This window comes from Craterilacuibacter sp. RT1T (genome assembly GCF_023502145.1).
Classification (GTDB): domain Bacteria; phylum Pseudomonadota; class Gammaproteobacteria; order Burkholderiales; family Chromobacteriaceae; genus Craterilacuibacter.
In genome coordinates this window covers 66,879-82,740 of record NZ_JAMFLI010000005.1, presented here as the reverse complement: position 1 = coordinate 82,740, position 15,862 = coordinate 66,879, and the positions used below count along the sequence as shown (strand labels likewise).

17 protein-coding genes and 4 tRNA genes are annotated in these 15,862 nt (G+C 62.2%); 12 read left to right on the top strand and 9 right to left on the bottom strand.

What is annotated here, in order from left to right:
* Positions 1-9: 9 nt before the first annotated feature.
* Positions 10-441: a ClpXP protease specificity-enhancing factor gene (locus M3P88_RS09655; protein WP_249615836.1), complete on the top strand. Its 432-nt coding sequence runs from the start codon at positions 10-12 to the stop codon at positions 439-441.
* Positions 442-572: 131 nt separating this feature from the next.
* Here the strand turns inward: M3P88_RS09655 and M3P88_RS09650 are convergent, their stop codons facing one another.
* A complete protein-coding gene (locus M3P88_RS09650) occupies positions 573-1,874 on the bottom strand; it encodes an ammonium transporter (protein WP_249615835.1) in 1,302 nt (433 codons plus the stop codon).
* A gap of 26 nt (positions 1,875-1,900) precedes the next feature.
* Positions 1,901-2,239, bottom strand: coding sequence for a P-II family nitrogen regulator (glnK, locus tag M3P88_RS09645; RefSeq protein ID WP_249615834.1), 339 nt, complete (start codon positions 2,237-2,239; stop codon positions 1,901-1,903).
* 279 nt (positions 2,240-2,518) lie between these two features.
* On the opposite strand from glnK, the gene M3P88_RS09640 reads away from it, so the two are divergent.
* The 9 genes from M3P88_RS09640 (at position 2,519) to M3P88_RS09600 (ending at position 7,114) form a co-directional block, all read left to right on the top strand.
* Entirely contained in the window at positions 2,519-2,800 is a 282-nt protein-coding gene (locus M3P88_RS09640; protein ID WP_249615833.1) for an accessory factor UbiK family protein, read from the top strand.
* Positions 2,801-2,804: 4 nt separating this feature from the next.
* On the top strand, positions 2,805-4,310 hold the full coding sequence (locus tag M3P88_RS09635; protein ID WP_249615832.1) for a YifB family Mg chelatase-like AAA ATPase: 1,506 nt from the start codon (positions 2,805-2,807) through the stop codon (positions 4,308-4,310).
* Positions 4,311-4,421: 111 nt separating this feature from the next.
* Entirely contained in the window at positions 4,422-5,039 is a 618-nt protein-coding gene (locus tag M3P88_RS09630; protein WP_249615831.1) for an SPOR domain-containing protein, read from the top strand.
* A gap of 31 nt (positions 5,040-5,070) precedes the next feature.
* Positions 5,071-5,679, top strand: a complete 609-nt coding sequence (locus tag M3P88_RS09625) for a thiol:disulfide interchange protein DsbA/DsbL (RefSeq protein ID WP_249615830.1) — start codon at positions 5,071-5,073, stop codon at positions 5,677-5,679.
* An 84-nt stretch (positions 5,680-5,763) separates the two neighbouring features.
* Positions 5,764-6,594, top strand: a complete 831-nt coding sequence (locus M3P88_RS09620; protein ID WP_249615829.1) for an undecaprenyl-diphosphate phosphatase — start codon at positions 5,764-5,766, stop codon at positions 6,592-6,594.
* A gap of 80 nt (positions 6,595-6,674) precedes the next feature.
* Positions 6,675-6,751: transfer RNA gene (locus M3P88_RS09615), tRNA-Met, on the top strand.
* A 42-nt stretch (positions 6,752-6,793) separates the two neighbouring features.
* Positions 6,794-6,870, top strand: a tRNA-Met gene (locus M3P88_RS09610).
* A gap of 45 nt (positions 6,871-6,915) precedes the next feature.
* A tRNA-Met gene (locus tag M3P88_RS09605) sits at positions 6,916-6,992 on the top strand.
* A 45-nt stretch (positions 6,993-7,037) separates the two neighbouring features.
* A tRNA-Met gene (locus M3P88_RS09600) sits at positions 7,038-7,114 on the top strand.
* 202 nt (positions 7,115-7,316) lie between these two features.
* On the opposite strand, the gene M3P88_RS09595 is transcribed toward M3P88_RS09600, so the two are convergent.
* Positions 7,317-8,222: a LysR family transcriptional regulator gene (locus M3P88_RS09595; protein ID WP_249615828.1), complete on the bottom strand. Its 906-nt coding sequence runs from the start codon at positions 8,220-8,222 to the stop codon at positions 7,317-7,319.
* Positions 8,223-8,328: 106 nt separating this feature from the next.
* Here M3P88_RS09595 and M3P88_RS09590 point away from each other — a divergent pair, with 106 nt between their 5' ends.
* Both M3P88_RS09590 and M3P88_RS09585 read left to right on the top strand, forming a co-directional pair.
* Positions 8,329-8,613 carry a putative quinol monooxygenase gene (locus M3P88_RS09590; RefSeq protein ID WP_249615827.1) on the top strand — a complete coding sequence of 95 codons (285 nt, stop codon included), beginning with the start codon at positions 8,329-8,331 and terminating at the stop codon, positions 8,611-8,613.
* Between the two features lie 18 nt (positions 8,614-8,631).
* A complete protein-coding gene (locus M3P88_RS09585; RefSeq protein WP_249615951.1) occupies positions 8,632-9,660 on the top strand; it encodes a zinc-binding alcohol dehydrogenase family protein in 1,029 nt (342 codons plus the stop codon).
* Positions 9,661-9,771: 111 nt separating this feature from the next.
* Here the strand turns inward: M3P88_RS09585 and M3P88_RS09580 are convergent, their stop codons facing one another.
* From M3P88_RS09580 to M3P88_RS09555, 6 genes are all read right to left on the bottom strand, one after another.
* Positions 9,772-11,364, bottom strand: coding sequence for a 5-guanidino-2-oxopentanoate decarboxylase (locus M3P88_RS09580; RefSeq protein WP_249615826.1), 1,593 nt, complete (start codon positions 11,362-11,364; stop codon positions 9,772-9,774).
* Positions 11,361-12,566, bottom strand: a complete 1,206-nt coding sequence (locus M3P88_RS09575; protein WP_249615825.1) for a pyridoxal phosphate-dependent aminotransferase — start codon at positions 12,564-12,566, stop codon at positions 11,361-11,363. Before M3P88_RS09575 ends, M3P88_RS09580 begins: the two co-directional genes overlap by 4 nt.
* Positions 12,567-12,587: 21 nt before the next feature.
* A complete protein-coding gene (locus M3P88_RS09570; protein WP_249615824.1) occupies positions 12,588-13,283 on the bottom strand; it encodes an ABC transporter permease in 696 nt (231 codons plus the stop codon).
* Between the two features lie 19 nt (positions 13,284-13,302).
* The gene (locus M3P88_RS09565; protein ID WP_249615823.1) at positions 13,303-14,013 is read right to left on the bottom strand and encodes an ABC transporter permease; all 711 of its coding nucleotides are present in this window, start codon (positions 14,011-14,013) and stop codon (positions 13,303-13,305) included.
* Positions 14,014-14,077: 64 nt separating this feature from the next.
* Entirely contained in the window at positions 14,078-14,857 is a 780-nt protein-coding gene (locus M3P88_RS09560) for a transporter substrate-binding domain-containing protein (RefSeq protein WP_249615822.1), read from the bottom strand.
* A gap of 72 nt (positions 14,858-14,929) precedes the next feature.
* On the bottom strand, positions 14,930-15,733 hold the full coding sequence (locus M3P88_RS09555; RefSeq protein ID WP_283773163.1) for an ABC transporter ATP-binding protein: 804 nt from the start codon (positions 15,731-15,733) through the stop codon (positions 14,930-14,932).
* Between the last annotated feature and the right edge of the window lie 129 nt (positions 15,734-15,862).

Below are 15,862 nucleotides of genomic sequence, written 5' to 3'. Positions count from 1 at the left end.
GGAAGCCTGATGAGTACGAGCACCAAACCCTATATGGTTCGTGCCATTTACGAATGGTGCAATGACAACAGCTATACGCCGCATATTGTCGTATGGGTGGACGAGAAGACCAGCGTGCCGCTCGAGTTCGTCAAGAATAACGAAATCGTGCTCAATATCAGTGCATCGGCCTGCAAGGGGCTGAGGATAGACAATGACTGGATTTCGTTTACCGCCCGTTTCGGCGGTGTAGCGCGCGAGTTGTGGATTCCGGTCGGTAATGTGATGTCTATCTTTGCCCGCGAGAGCGGGGAGGGTATGGGCTTTGAAGTCGAGCCCGCTGGCGAACTCCATGCCGTGCCTGACGAGGCGCACAGCGGCTTGCCGGATGCCGCAGCAGAGGGGCCGGATGACGAGCCGCCACGCCCAAGCGGCCGACCAAACCTGCGTATCGTTAAGTAAGCTTGATCTGACAAAAGCCCCGCGCGCGCCTGGAACAGGCGGGCGTGGGGCTTTTTGTATGCTGCATGCGCCCGCACATGGCCAAAAAAACGGGCGCCGAAGCGCCCCAAGTCCCTTACTCCAAGCATGTCTTATTCCACACGTTCACCATGCAGGCGTACGTCCAGACCTTCGCGTTCTTCTTCCTCGGTCACGCGCAAGCCCATCACCAGATCAATACCTTTTAGCAGGATGAAGGACACGATGGCGCAGTAGACGATGGTGACGCCGGCACCCAATGCTTGCGTGGCGAGGCTGCCTTCTACACCGCCGATTTCCTTGACCGCCAATACGCCGGTCAGCAGGGCGCCGACGATACCGCCGATGCCGTGTACACCGAAGGCGTCGAGCGAGTCATCGTACTTCAGCATGTGCTTGAGTCCGGTGGCGCCCCAGTAGCAGACGAGGCCGGCGACAAAGCCGATAATCAGCGCGCCCTTGGCATCGACAAAGCCGGCAGCCGGGGTGATGGCAACCAGGCCTGCCACCGCGCCGGAGGCGATGCCCAGTACCGAGGGCTTGCCCTTCAGTGCCCATTCGGCAAACATCCAGGCCAGCGCGGCGATGCCGGTGGCGATCTGGGTCGTCATCATCGCCATGGCGGCACGCCCGTCGGCGGCCACCGCCGAGCCGGCGTTAAAGCCGAACCAGCCCACCCACAGCATGGAGGCACCAATCAGGGTCAGGACCAGATTGTGTGGTGCCATCGGTTCCTTGCCGTAGCCTACGCGCTTGCCCAGTACCAGACAGCAAACCAGACCGGCAATACCGGCATTGATATGCACCACGGTGCCGCCGGCAAAGTCGAGCACGCCATGGTCAAACATCCAGCCGCCTGGCGCCCAGACCCAGTGTGCAACCGGCACATAGACCAGTAAGGACCATAGCGTCATAAAGACCAGCATGGCGGAGAATTTCATGCGCTCGGCGAAGGCGCCGGTGATCAGCGCCGGCGTGATAATGGCGAAGGTCATCTGGAACATCATGAACAGCGCCTCGGGAATGGTGCCGGCCAGCGGGTGTACCGTCAGCTTGCCTTCGTCCTTGAGGAAGGTAATGCCTTCCAGCATGATGCGGTCAAAGCCGCCGATCAGGCTGTTGCCCGGGGTGAAGGCCAGACTGTAGCCGATTACAACCCAGATAACGGTCATGAGCGCCGTGATGGCGAAGCTTTGCATCAGTGTCGACAGCACGTTCTTCTTGCGCACCATGCCGGCGTAAAACAGCGCCAGGCCGGGAATGGTCATAAACAGCACCAGCGCGGTCGAAGTCAGCATCCATGCGGTGTCTCCGGCGCTGATCTTGCTGGCTTCAACCAATTCTGGCGCGGCACCGGCGAAGGCCGGTACTGCGCTGGCAGCAAGCAGGGCTGCCAATGTGCAATATTTTTTCATGTTTTATTCTCCCCTTGCGGTGCAAATTAAACGGCGTCGGATCCGGTTTCTCCGGTACGGATGCGTACGACCTGTTCCAGATTCATGACAAAAATCTTGCCGTCACCAATCTTGCCGGTGCGGGCCGTGTTTTCTATTGCCTCGACCACCTGATCCAGAATGTCGTCTTCAATGGCGATTTCCAGTTTGACCTTGGGCAAGAAGTCGACCACATATTCGGCGCCACGGTAGAGCTCGGTATGCCCCTTTTGCCGGCCAAAACCCTTGACCTCGGTGACGGTGATGCCTTGCACGCCGATAGCCGACAGGGCTTCGCGGACTTCATCCAGCTTGAAGGGCTTGATAATCGCGGTAATCAGTTTCATTTTCGTCTCCTGCAGTTCAGTAAGGTGTTTGGCGGGTACGACATGCTTTCACGGTTCTCTATGCAGAAAGCGTGCCAGCCTGCGGGGCAAGGCTTTATCTGGTTCGCAGGCGATGGCATGGCATCAGCTCGGTGCAATGTGCAAACTCGTACGTGCATTCGCACCTGTTTGGTGCGTGAGCGGCGCTTGGCGTGCGCCGCCCCTTTGCCAGTTGTCCGCGACAGGGCCGGTTTTGCTACACTCGGGAGCTGAGTCATGACGAAATCAAGGAGTGTTGCGATGTTGAGCCAAAAACTGTTCGATGAAATCAGCGCCAAAATTAACGAGACCATCGCCGCAAGCCCGGCCAAGGATATCGAGAAGAACATCAAGGCCATGATGGCGGCGACGTTCAGTAAAATGGATCTGGTGACGCGCGAAGAATTTGATGTGCAGCAGGAGGTGTTGGCGCGTACCCGCGAGCAACTGGCCGGGCTGGAAGCCCGCCTGTCGGCGCTGGAGTCGGCCAATGGCCCGGCAGCCGGTTCGGACGAAGAGCAGGCTAACCTCGGTCTGTCCTGAACGCATGTCGTTTGCGGTCGCCATTAGCCGGGCGCTGAACGGGGTGGATGCGCCCGAGGTCGTGGTTGAGGCGCATCTGTCCAATGGCCTGCCATCGTTTACCTTGGTCGGCTTGCCTGACACCGAGGTTAAAGAAAGCCGCGAGCGGGTGCGCGCGGCTTTGCTGATGGCGGGCTTTGAATTTCCGGCGCGGCGTATCACCGTCAATCTGGCGCCGGCCGACCTGCCCAAGGAATCCGGCCGTTTTGATTTGCCGATTGCGCTGGCGCTATTGGGGGCTTCCGGCCAGATTCCTCTCGCCTCTCTGGCCTCTTATGAGTTTGCTGGCGAGCTGGCGCTGACCGGCGCCTTGCGTCCGGTGCGCGGTGCGCTGCCTATGGCGTTGGGCGCGCGTGCGGCCGGGCGTAGTTTTATCCTGCCGCAAGCCAATGCAGCCGAGGCGGCGCTGGTCGATGGGGTGCGGGTGTTGGGCGCCACTTCACTGGGGGAAGTCTGCGCCCATCTGGCGGGGCAGACGCCATTGCCGCCTGTTTCCGTTGCGCCTTGTCCGGCTATTACCGGCTACCCTGATCTGGCCGATGTGAAGGGACAGGCCGGAGCACGCCTTGCGCTGGAAGTGGCGGCGGCAGGCGGGCATAGCCTGCTGATGGTTGGCCCGCCCGGAACGGGCAAGTCTATGCTGGCACAGCGCCTGCCTGGCCTATTGCCTGCTTTGACGGAGAGCGAAGCGCTGGAAGTTGCGGCATTGCAATCCTTGTCCAGTCAGGGCTTTGTGGCGGAAAGCTGGGGCTTGCATCCGTTTCGTGCTCCGCACCACTCGGCCTCTTCCGTGGCGATGGTAGGGGGCGGTTCGGATCCGCGTCCGGGCGAAATCAGCCTGGCCCATCGTGGCGTGCTGTTTCTCGATGAGTTACCCGAGTTTGACCGGCGTGTACTGGAGGCCTTGCGCGAACCGCTGGAGTCGGGCGAGATCCGTATCTCGCGTGCGGCGCGCCAAGTCGTATTTCCAGCGGCTTTCCAGTTTATTGCTGCAATGAATCCTTGCCCCTGTGGCTATCTTGGCCATCCACAGCGTGCTTGTCGTTGTACACCCGAGCAAATTGCCCGCTATCGGGGTAAAATCTCAGGCCCGCTGCTGGATCGCATCGATTTGCTGCTGGAAGTGCCGCCTTTGGCGGTGGCCGAGTTGCAAAGCACTGTCCGGGAAGAGGGGAGTGAGCCGGTGAGCGCAAGGGTACGCTCAGCCCGGCTGCGACAAATGGCGCGTCAAGGCAAGGTGAATGCTGCGCTAAGTGCCGCAGAAGTGGATAGCTTTTGCCTGCCGGATGCGGCAGCACTTGCCGTGCTGACGATGGCGAGCAGCCGCATGGCGTTATCGGCGCGTGCCTACCACCGAATTTTGCGCGTGGCGCGTACGCTGGCCGATCGTGATGACGCCGTTGGTATCGGGCGCGCTCATATATTGCTGGCTTTGCAGATGCGGCGTGCGCTGGGGAATGGGGCGATTTGATTTCGTCTATGATTTTTTATCAAGTTTTGGATTTTAATGAGCAATCGCGATTATAAAAGCAGTGCCCGCGCTTCGCGCAGCACTGCGCCCGGTCCTAAAAAAGGCGGGAGCTTGCTGACCGGACTTCTGATTGGTCTGATTGTCGGTGTCGGGGCGGTGGTAGGTGCCATGATGTATCTTAATCGTGCACCCACGCCGTTTAGCAATATGGAAAAACAGCTGGAGCGCCAGCAGGCGGCCAGCGAGGCGACGCCTGATGTGACGCTGCTTGCGCCCGGTTCCGGTTTGCAAGAAGCGACACCACCGGCTAGCGCGCCATCTGACAACCTCCCGCCTCTGTCGGTGCCGGCGCCATCATCGCCACCGGCGTCGTTACCGGAGACGCCCAAGGCTGCGGTGAGTCAGGATGGCGAGCGTTTCGATTTCTACAAGATATTGCCGGGCAAGATTGATGCCCTGCCGGGCAAGCCGGATGAGGCGCAAGGCACGGTGGCCGTGCCCAAGCGTTACAACCTGCAGGCGGGTGCTTTTGCCAATGAAGGCGAGGCGGACAATATGAAGGCCAAGCTGGCGCTGATGGGGGTCGAGGCCAGTATTCATACCGCAGACACCGAAAAAGGCATTTTGCACCGTGTGCGTATTGGCCCTTTCTCCAGTCAGGCAGATGCCGAGCGCGTGCGCAGCCAGCTTAAAGCCGGTGGTGTGGATACCAATTTATTAAAACCCTGAACTAGAACGCGTCACTGACAAGGAAAACATAATGAAAAAATGGCTGGTACTCGGTGCAATGGTATTAAGCGGTTTCACCCAAGCTGCGATTGTGGCGGGCAAGGATTACAACGTGCTGCCCAAGGCGCAGCCTACGGCGCCGGGTAAAATCGGGGTGGTGGAGTTTTTCTCCTATAGCTGCATCCATTGCTACAACCTGGAACCGGCCATGGCCAGCTGGAAGAAGTCCCAGCCTGCCGATGTCGCCGTCAGCCGCGAGCAGGTGATGTGGGGCAAGAATATGGAAGGCTTCGTCAAGTTGCAGGCCACGATGAAGGCGACCGGCACCGAGGAGAAGTTGCATCGCCCTGCTTTTGAAGCGGTGATGAAGCAGCGTATCAACCTGGGTGACGAGGCGGTGCTGGCCGGCTGGGTTGCCAAGCAGCCGGGCGTGGATGCCAAGCGTTTTATGGAGACCTTCAAGTCTTTCGGCATGCAGGCCGCCGTCAATCGTGCTGCCAAACTGACGCGTGATTATCAGGTGGAAGGCACGCCGCTGGTCGTGGTCGCCGGCAAGTATGCCGTTGCGCCGGCCGAGCCGCAGCGCATTGTGCAGGTGGTGGACGAGCTGGTTGCCAAGGTGCGCGCCGAGAAGAAGTAAGCGCCGCTGTTTTTGTGTCCTCATGTCCGGCCCCTGGCCGGACATGTGTTTTTATGCCTCTTACTCGATGAAAGTGAAGTGCTTGTGGAATGGCTTATCCTGGCCAAGGCTTTATTGCTTGGTATCGTTGAAGGTCTGACGGAATTCTTGCCAGTGTCCAGTACCGGCCACCTGATTGTGGTTGGCGATCTGATTGGCTTTAGCAACAATACCGGCAAGGTATTCGAGGTGGTGATCCAGTTGGGCGCCATTCTGGCCGTGGTGTGGGAGTATCGTGCCCGCTTTAGCCATGTCGCCTGCGGCATGCTGGCGCGCGAGCCGGCATCGATCAAGTTTGTCTCTAATCTGATCGTCGCCTTTTTGCCATCGGCAGTGATAGGCTTTTTGGCGGTCGGGGCGATCAAGTATTATTTGTTCAACCCGGTTTGCGTCGCGCTGGCACTGGTGGTCGGCGGCTTTATCATTTTGTGGGCCGAGCGTCGCCAGATCGATATTCCGCCGCGCGTACATGACGTGGATGCGATGAACTGGAAAGATGCGCTCAAGGTCGGTGTGGCGCAGGTGTTCGCCATGGTGCCGGGTACTTCCCGCTCCGGTGCCACCATTATCGGCGGCATGTTGTTCGGGCTGGATCGCAAGGTGGCGACCGAGTTCTCCTTCTTCCTGGCCGTTCCAACCATGTTTGCCGCCACCATTTACGATGTGTTCAAGCATCGTGATCTGTTTACCGCGGCCGATATCCCGGTGTTCGCGGTCGGCATGGTGTCATCGTTTATCAGCGCCTTTATCGTGGTGCGCTGGCTGATCCGTTTCGTTTCCGGCCATACTTTCAATGTATTTGCCTGGTACCGCATTGCCTTTGGCCTGATCATTCTGGCTTCCTGGTACTGGGGCTGGGTGGCCTGGACGGTGTAAGCAAGGGTCGGGCTGGCGGCGGGTAATTGTTAATTTAAATTGACAAGCGGCAGTCCGATGAGTATTATCCATTTCTCAGTCGCGGGGTGGAGCAGTCTGGTAGCTCGTCGGGCTCATAACCCGAAGGTCGTAGGTTCGAATCCTGCCCCCGCAACCAGTTTTAGTGTATCGGCCAATCGCCGTTATGCAGCGAGTCAATCGCGGGATGGAGCAGTCTGGTAGCTCGTCGGGCTCATAACCCGAAGGTCGTAGGTTCGAATCCTGCTCCCGCAACCAGTTTTAACCGGTAGACAAGCCGGGGTCTAGTGCCAAAATTTCTGTCGCGGGGTGGAGCAGTCTGGTAGCTCGTCGGGCTCATAACCCGAAGGTCGTAGGTTCGAATCCTGCCCCCGCAACCAGTTTCAAACGGATATGTCCGTGGCAGCAATGCCGAACACCTCTGACGCGGGGTGGAGCAGTCTGGTAGCTCGTCGGGCTCATAACCCGAAGGTCGTAGGTTCGAATCCTGCCCCCGCAACCAAATACAAACCCCTGATGCGAGAATTTGCATCGGGGGTTTTGTCTTTTACTTCTTCACGTATTGGGTGCAGGCCCGGCGCTGGGTGCGCCGCGAGCAGTTGGGACGGGGTCAGGCGCGACTTACGCCGATTTGTACAAGCCAGTCGCCCACGCGATGTCCGAGTCATCGCGGATGGCTACCGCTTCGCTGGCGGGGCCGGTGGTCAAGCATTTCTGGTAGTGCCATCCAGTTGTGCGGCCAGGCCGTATTCGTCGATGAAGTCCAGCAACGCAGTCAGCGCCGCAGGCCGATGGCTGCGGCCCGGGTACACTGCGTAGTAATGGTTGTCTGGCGGTGGGTTGTCCGGCAGCACCTCGTGCAGGGCGCCGCTGGCCAGCGCCTCTCGCACCATGAAGCGTGGCAGCAAGGCAATGCCGGCGCCGGCCAGTGCCAGTTGTCGCAGCACATTCAGGTTATTGGCCCGCAGGCTGGCCTGGCTGGCGTCTACCCGCACCCTGTCTCCCGCTTGCCTGAGCAGCCATTGTGGCAGCGCTTCGTGCAGAAGCAGGCTATGCCCGGCCAGATCCGCCGGCTGCTGCGGCCAGCCTTTTCGTGCCAGGTATTCGGGCGAGGCGGCCAACAATCGCCCCACCGGACCGATGCGTCGGGACACGAAGCTGGAATCGGCCAGTTGTCCCGTGCGCAGGGCAAGGTCGATGCGCTCGGCGATCAGGTCCAACTGCGCGTCACTGATCAGGCATTCCACCGTCACCGCCGGGTGGCGCCGGCTGAACTCCGCCAGCAGGGCAGGCAGCAGCAGGGTGCCGGAGGCCTCCGGTGCGGTAATGCGCAAGGTGCCAGCCGGTGCATCGCGCAGGCGCGACAGGGCGGCGTCTGCCGCGTTGGCGGCATCCACCATCTCCTGACAGTGCTGCAGATAAACCCGGCCGGCCTCGCTGAGGCTCAGACGGCGGGTGCTGCGGTGTAGTAGCCGCATGCCCAGCGTGGCTTCCAGCTCGGCCACCCGCTGGCTGACCGTGGATTTTGGCAAGCCGCTGACACGGGCGGCGGCGGTGAAGCTGCCCTCGCGTGCCACTAGGGCAAACAGCGCCATGGAGTCCAGTTTCATGCTTGATTGTCTGTCATGGTAGATAGTCTTTCCGGATTGTAGTGACTAATCGGGTCAATTCAAATGCGGCACACTTGCGGACACGCCAAAACACCGAGGAAACGACATGTCCGTCACTGTCATTGCCACCCTGCACAGCCAGCCAGGCCAACGCGCCAGCCTGTTGGCGCTGCTGGAGCCGCTTCGCCAAGCATCCTTGCAAGAGCCCGGCTGCCTGCAATACATGCCCAACCTCGACCCGGCCGACGCCGACTGCGTGGTGATGGTGGAGGCCTGGCAGGACCAGCCGTCGCTGGAGTCCCACACTGTCAGCGCCCACTTCCGGCATTTTTGCGTGCAGGCCGAGCCGTTGCTGGCCTGCCTCGAAATCCGCCAGCTGCAACCGTACTGACCATTGAAAGGAAGACCCATGAAAGCCATTGCCGCCTTTGCCGGCCTGCCTGCCGACCACCCGCAGTCGTTGCAGGACATCACGCTGCCCACCCCGCAGGCCTGCGGTCAGGACCTGCTGGTGCGCGTGCACGCGGTGTCGGTCAATCCGGTGGATACCAAGATTCGCCGCGGCCTGCCGGTCGTGCCGCAGGACACGCCACGCGTGCTGGGCTGGGATGCGGCCGGAGTGGTGGAGGCCGTCGGCGAGCAGGTGACGCTGTTCCGCCCTGGCGATCGCGTCTGGTACGCCGGCGCCCTCCAGCGCGACGGCAGCAACAGCGAGTACCAGCTGGTAGACGAGCGGCTGGTTGGCCGCATGCCGGCGTCGCTGGATTTTGCGGCGGCTGCCGCCTTGCCGCTGACCGCCATCACGGCGTGGGAGCTGCTGTTCGACCGCCTTGGCCTGCGCCAAGGCGGGCATCATGGCGAACGCTTGCTGATTGTCGGCGCGGCCGGCGGGGTGGGCTCCATCCTGATCCAGCTGGCGCGGACGTTGACCGGCTTGCAGGTGATCGCGACCGCTTCGCGGCCGGAGAGCCAGGGCTGGGTGCGCGAGCTGGGGGCGCAGCAGGTGATCAACCATCGCGAACCGCTGTCGGCCGGGCTTGACGCGCTATGGGTGCCGGCAGTCGATTACGTGATCAGCCTGAACCAGACCGACCGTCATTTCGAGGAGATTGTCAAAGTGCTGAAGCCGCAGGGCAAACTGGCGCTGATCGACGATCCGGAACTGATCGACGTGCGCCTGCTCAAGCGCAAGAGCCTATCGCTGCACTGGGAGCTGATGTTTACCCGCGCGCTGTTCGCTACCGACGACATGATCGCGCAGCACCGGTTGTTGCAGGAAGTGGCTGACATGGTCGATGCTGGGCGTCTTCGCAGCACGGTGTCGGTACCGTTGGGCAGCATCAATGCGGCGAACCTGCGCCGTGCGCACGCGCTTCTGGAAGGCAATGCCGTGATCGGCAAGGTCGTGCTGGCCGGGTTCGATCACTGGACATCGTAGCCATCGCCCGGGGGCCCATTTCCAATGGCGCAGTTGCCCCGGCCCGCTATCAGGAACCCGGCGCCCTGCCGCCGGGTTTCTTGCGTTTGGCGATCATCCGGGACTTGGAAACTAAAGGGCTGCCGGAATCTCGAGCAGCGTGGGACCATGGCGGCGGCAGGCGGCCAGTACCGCCTGCACGACCTCCGCTTCGTTACACGCGATCTGAGCGTGCCAGCCGTAAGCCCGGGCGATGGACACGAAGTCTGGCGTAAACAGGTCGACGCCGACCGGCTCGACGCTGGCTGCCTGCATCGCCGATTTGATCTCGCCGTAACTGTGGTTGTTCAGCAGCAGGACGATGAGGGGGATGTCATGCTCCATTGCGCTGCCCAGTTCGGCGAGGGTGAACTGCAGGCCACCGTCGCCGACTAGGCAGATCACCGGTCGCGCAGGGTCGGCCAGCGCTGCTCCGATTGCTGCCGGTAGCCCGTAACCTAGCGATCCGAAGCCGACCGATGCGTTGAACCAGCTGCGCGGGGCATGCGCTTCGAAGCCAAGGTTGCCCGCGTAGACCAGGCGGGTGGAGTCACCCACCCAGCGCGCAGCGGGCAGCGCATCGCGGATCTGTCGCAGCAAGGCGAGGTCGGTGCAGCTTTGCGGATCCAGTTCGCGCTGGAATGCCGCGCGTGCCCCGGCGGCGCGCTGCGCACCATGGGTGTCGCCCTGATGGCCAGCGAGCCGTGTGCATAGCGCTTCGGCCGTCACGGCGGTGTCGCCCAGTAGCGGCAGGTCGGCCATGCGGTTGCGGAACAGTTGTTGGGGATCGATATCGACGCGGATCAGCCGGCCGGGCAGCCTGAAACCGTCATTTGCGTACATGTCGTAGTCGGTTGGCCCCAGTTCGGTTCCCAGTGCCAGCACCACGTCGCTATCTTCGATCAGCGTGCGCGCGGCCGGAAGCGAGGGGCTGCACGAGAGCGCCAGCGGGTGGTCGGCGGGCAGCAGGCCGCGTGCGTTGATCGTCATCAGCACCGGTGCGTCCAGCTGCTCGGCCAACCGGGTGATGGCGGTACTAGCGTGGCAGGCGCCGCCACCGGCCAGGATCAGCGGGCGGCGCGCTTCTTCAAGCCAGCGGGCGGCCTGTTGCAGTCCCTGCGTGTCGGCGCTGCTGCGGCGCAGTCGCGCGGGTCGGGTCGGCAGCGGCAGGTGGTCGGCCGGACAGGCCATCAGGTCAAGCGGGATTTCGATATGGACCGGCCTTGGCCGTTCGCCATCGAACACCGCGAAGGCGCGGGCGAGCACCTGTGGCAGCTCTTCGGCTCGCGCGAGGCTGTGGCTGAATGCCGAGACCTGACGAGCCAGCGCCTGCTGGTCGGGTAACTCGTGCAGGTGACCGTTGCCGGAACCCGCCTTGCCCTGCGCGTTGACGCCCGAGATGACCAGCATCGGCACCGAATCGGCGTATGCCTGCCCCATCGCGGTGAGGATGTTGGTCAGCCCCGGCCCCGAAATGACCAGACAGACGCCGGGTTTGCCGCTGACGCGGGCATAGCCGTCGGCCATGAAGCCCAGACTCTGCTCATGGCGGGCGCTGATATGGCGGATCGGGCTGTGCGCCAGTCCGCGGTAAAGCTCGATGGTGTGCACGCCGGGGATGCCGAATACGGTCTCGACGCCGTAGGCGGCCAGCAGTTCCATGAGGTAGACACCCAGGGTTTTCATGCGATGCTCCGGCAGGTGGTGGACGTGTGGTGGTGCAGGCTCGCAGCAAAGTCGGCGATGCGCCGGCACGCCTCGGCAAGCCGCGTCTCGTCCAGCACGAAGCCCAGACGGACGAACCCTGCGGCGCTGTCGCCGAAGGCGCCGGCGTCCAGCACCGATACGCCGGTCTGCAGGAATAGCTGCCAGGCGAAGTCGGTCGCCGACAGTCCGCTACCACGCACGTCGAGCAGCATGAACATGCCCGCCTCCGGCAGTGCGCACTTCAGGCCCGGCACTTCCGATAGCAGGCGGTGGCAGACATCGCGGCGGTGGCGGTAGGCCTCGCGCATGGTGTCCACTATCGACGCGCGTTGCTCGATGGCTAGTTGGGCGGCCGCCTGCACGAAGCCTGGCAGGCCGTACAGCATGCACAGTGCGAGATGTTCCAGATGGGTAGCCAGTTTGGGTGGGGAAACGACCCAGCCGACACGCCAGCCGGCCATCGCGTGCGACTTGGATAGGCTGCCGATGGTGACGGTTCGTTCACTCATGCCCGGCAGGCTGGCCATGCTGACGTGCGGATGCTCGAAAGTGAGGCCGGCGTAGACTTCGTCGGCGACGACCCATAGTCCGTGTTCTTGCGCCAGGCGGGCGATCGCCTCCAGTTCGTCGTGGCGCATCACCGTTCCGGTCGGGTTGTTCGGCGTAGCCAGGAAAATAGCGCGGGTGCGCGGGGTGATGGCGGCGGCGAAGGCTTCCGGCCGGATATGGAAACCATCGTCAGCGCTGACCGGTACCGCGACCAGTGTGGCACCGCTGGCCCGGATGCAGGCCTCGTAGGTGAGGTACATCGGTTCTGGCACCAATACTTCGTCGCCGGCCTCACACAGGCACAGGGCCGTCGCGAACAGGCCGTTCTGTGCGCCGGCGACGACGGTGACCTGTTCGGCGTCGACGGCTTGCCCGGTTTGCGATGTGTGCATGTCGGCGATCGCACGGCGCAGGCCCGCGCGACCGTTGACTTCGGTGTAGTGCGTGTCGCCGGCGCGCAAGGCGTCAGCTGCACATTCTGTGATGGCCGCCGGTGTGGCGAAGTCGGGATCGCCTACGCTGAGGATGAACACCTCCTGGCCGGCGGCTTGCGCATCCAGTGCGGCGTAGTGGATGGACCAGGCGTCTGTGCGCTTGCCGGCCAGACGGTCAACCAGACTCGAGTAATGCATGCGGGCTCCTTGTTTGGTAAATCAAAGCGCATTGCGAAAGGGCAGACGATTTTCCAGACGCTTGAAGCCCCGTTCGATCAGGATGGCCAGCACAAGGTAGAGCGTGGCGATCAGGAGCAGCGGCTCGTAGGTCAGAAAGGTCTGGTTGCGGATCAGGTTGGCGATGCCCAACACGTCCATGACGGCGACGGTCGACGCTAGTGCGGTCGATTTGAGCAGCATCACCGCCTCGCCGGACAGAGTGGGCAACAGCGCGTAAAGCGTGCGCGGCAGCCAGATGCGGCGCACGATCAGCCGGTGCGGCATGCCCAGCGCGCGCGCCGCCTCGAGTTCGCCTTTGGGTACCGCGCGCAGGCCGCCCCTGATGACTTCGCCCAGATAGCCGCCGACGCTGAGCGTCAGTGCTAACGCGACGTACCAGAAACCTTCGCGCAAATAGGGCCAAAGCCAGCTCTCGCGTAAGGCCGGCATGTCCTGGAACAGGCTGCCCAGCCCGTAGTACATCACGTAGATCTGCACCAGCAGCGGCGTGCCGCGGATCAGGTTGGTGTACGACAGGCTGAGCCAGGCGATGAAGGGCTGGCGCGACAGCCGTCCGAAGCCGACCAGCACCGCCAAGAGGAAGCCTGCGCTGGCGGAAATCAGCAGCAATTGCAGCGTGGTCAGCAGGGCCAGCCAGAGCGGCTGCCGGAATTCGGCGAACCAGGAGAAATCCATGTCCGGTGCTCCTTCGCGTTCAGTGGGCGGGCATCCAGCGGGCGATGCGGCGATCGATCCGGCTGAACAAGAGGTTGGAGATCAGGGTGATCACCAGATAGACCGCGGCGACCGACAGGTAGAACAGCAAGTACTCCCGGCTGCTGCCCGCCGCCTGCTTGGCAGTGAACAGCAGTTCGCTGTAGCCGACGACGCTGATCAGTGCGCTGTCCTTGATCAGCACCAGCCACAGGTTGGACAGTCCGCCCAGTGCGTGCGGCAACATCTCGGGCAGAATGATCCGTCTGAGAACGAGCAAACGTGGGCAGCCAAAGGCGCGGGCCGCCTCGATATGGCCGGGTGGAATGGCCTGGATTGCGCCGCGGATGATTTCGCCGGCGTAGGCGCCCTGCACGATGCCGAGCACCACAACCGCGGCCATGAAGCCGTTGATGGGGGCCGGGTCCAGCCCGAACTGGGCCAGCGCAAGGTTGATCAGATCGCCGCCGGCATAATAAAGCAGCAAGATCAGCAGCAACTCGGGAATTGCGCGGCACAGGGTCGTGTACAGATCGGCGAGGTGGATCAGTACGCGCGGGCCGGAGAGTTTGACCATGGCGACCGTGACACCGATGGCCAGACCGACGACAAAGGCGCCCAGCGAGATTTGCAGGGTAACCAGCGCGCCCTCGAACAGGGGCGTTCCCCACTCGAGAATGACAGTTTCAAACGCTTGTTGCAGCCACGGCATGACGGGCCTCCCTTGCAGGCAGGGTCAGGGGGCGGCGCCCGTCGGGCGCCGGGGTGGGTGGGGGCTACTTGGGTGCGACGCTGACCTTGAAATACTTTTTCTGGATAGTGTCGTACTGGCCCGACTTGATCAGCTTGTCGATGGCTGTGTCGAACTGCTGCTTGAGTGCAGCGTCCTGCTTGCGCAGGCCGGCGCCGACACCGGGCCCGAAGATCGGGTCGCGTGGCGCCAGTCCCTTGGACTCCAGATTGGCGCCAGCCTTGCTGGCCATAAACTCGCTGGCGGCCAGTGCGTCCAGCAGCATGACGTCGACGCGGCCTGCGGCCGTATCCGCATTCAGTTCGTCCTGGGTGTTGTAATATTTAACGTTGGCACCGCTCTGGGCATAGCGCTTGGCGATGAAGCTAGCGTGGGAGGTTGACCCTTGCACACCGAGGATCTTTCCGCGCAGGCCGGCCGGGCTGGGGTCGAGTTTCTGCCCCTTGGTGCCGACGAACATCGCGTCGGTGTAGTAGTAGGGCTTGCTGAAGCTGATCACCTTCTGCCGGTCGGGGGTGATTGATAGCGAGTTGAAGATCACGTCGATCTTCTTGCCCTGCAAGGAAGGGATGATGCCGTCCCACGCCACTTCGGTGATCTGGCATTGCACCTTCATTTCCTTGCACAGGCTATTGAGCAGGTCCACTTCGAAGCCGCTCCACTGGCCGCTGCTACTCTTCATCGAAAACGGCGGGTAGGGCTCCGCTGCGAGTCCGATCTTTAGCGCGGGAGCCGCCAGTGCGTTGGTGTTCGCCAGCACGGCAAGGGCGAGCATGCCGCCGAGTATGCGCATTCCGGATTTCATCTTCCTGACCTCCTAATGGTGTGACCCGGCCGAATGTCGGGTCGCGTGTAAAGCGGTGCAGCCACGCCGTGCTCAGGCCCGGCAGAGTTGGGCGTTGATGAACTGCCGGCAGCGCTCGCTGCTGGGGCTGACGAAGACCTCGCGCGGCGTCCCCGCCTCCTCGATCCGGCCCTGGTGCAGGAACATCACCTTGCTCGAAACGTCGCGGGCGAAGGCCATCTCGTGAGTAACCAACACCATGGTGCAGCCATCCTCGGCCAGTTCGCGGATCACCTTGAGCACTTCGGTGACCAGTTCGGGGTCGAGTGCGGAGGTCGGCTCGTCAAACAGCATGACTGCCGGACGGGTCGCCAGTGCGCGGGCGATCGCCACGCGCTGCTGCTGTCCGCCGGACAGAAACGCCGGATAACTATGGCGCTTGTCGGCGATACCGACCTTGGCTAGCAGGGCTTCGCCCTGTTCGATAGCCTGTACCCGCGGCACGTGTTGTACGCGTATGGGAACCTCGATCACATTTTCCAGCACCGTCATGTGTGGCCACAGGTTGAAGTTTTGGAACACCATGCCCAAGCGATTGCGGATGCGCTCGACCTGTTGCAGATCGGCCAGTACGGTCTGTCCCTTGCGGTTGTGCTGGAGGCCAATCTGTTCGCCCGCGATCGCGATTTGGCCGCTATCCGGGATTTCCAGCAAGTTCATGCAACGCAGCAGGGTGCTCTTGCCGGAGCCGCTGGCACCGATCAGCGACACCACTTCGCCCTGACTTGCCGTGAAGGACACGCCCTGCAGCACATGCTGCTGACCAAAGCGCTTGTGCAGGTCGCGGATCTCAATGATGGGCTGCCCAGCGGGCAAAGCGTCAGATGTAAGCGGCAAGGTTGTTCCTCATGTCGGTTTGGCCGCAGCGAGCTACTGCTTGGCTCTTTGGTGCCTGTTGAGAAAAGCATGAAGCGTGCCACTGGCTGAGGCCGCCGAATGTGCAAGCAAAATATTGATTTGGATCAA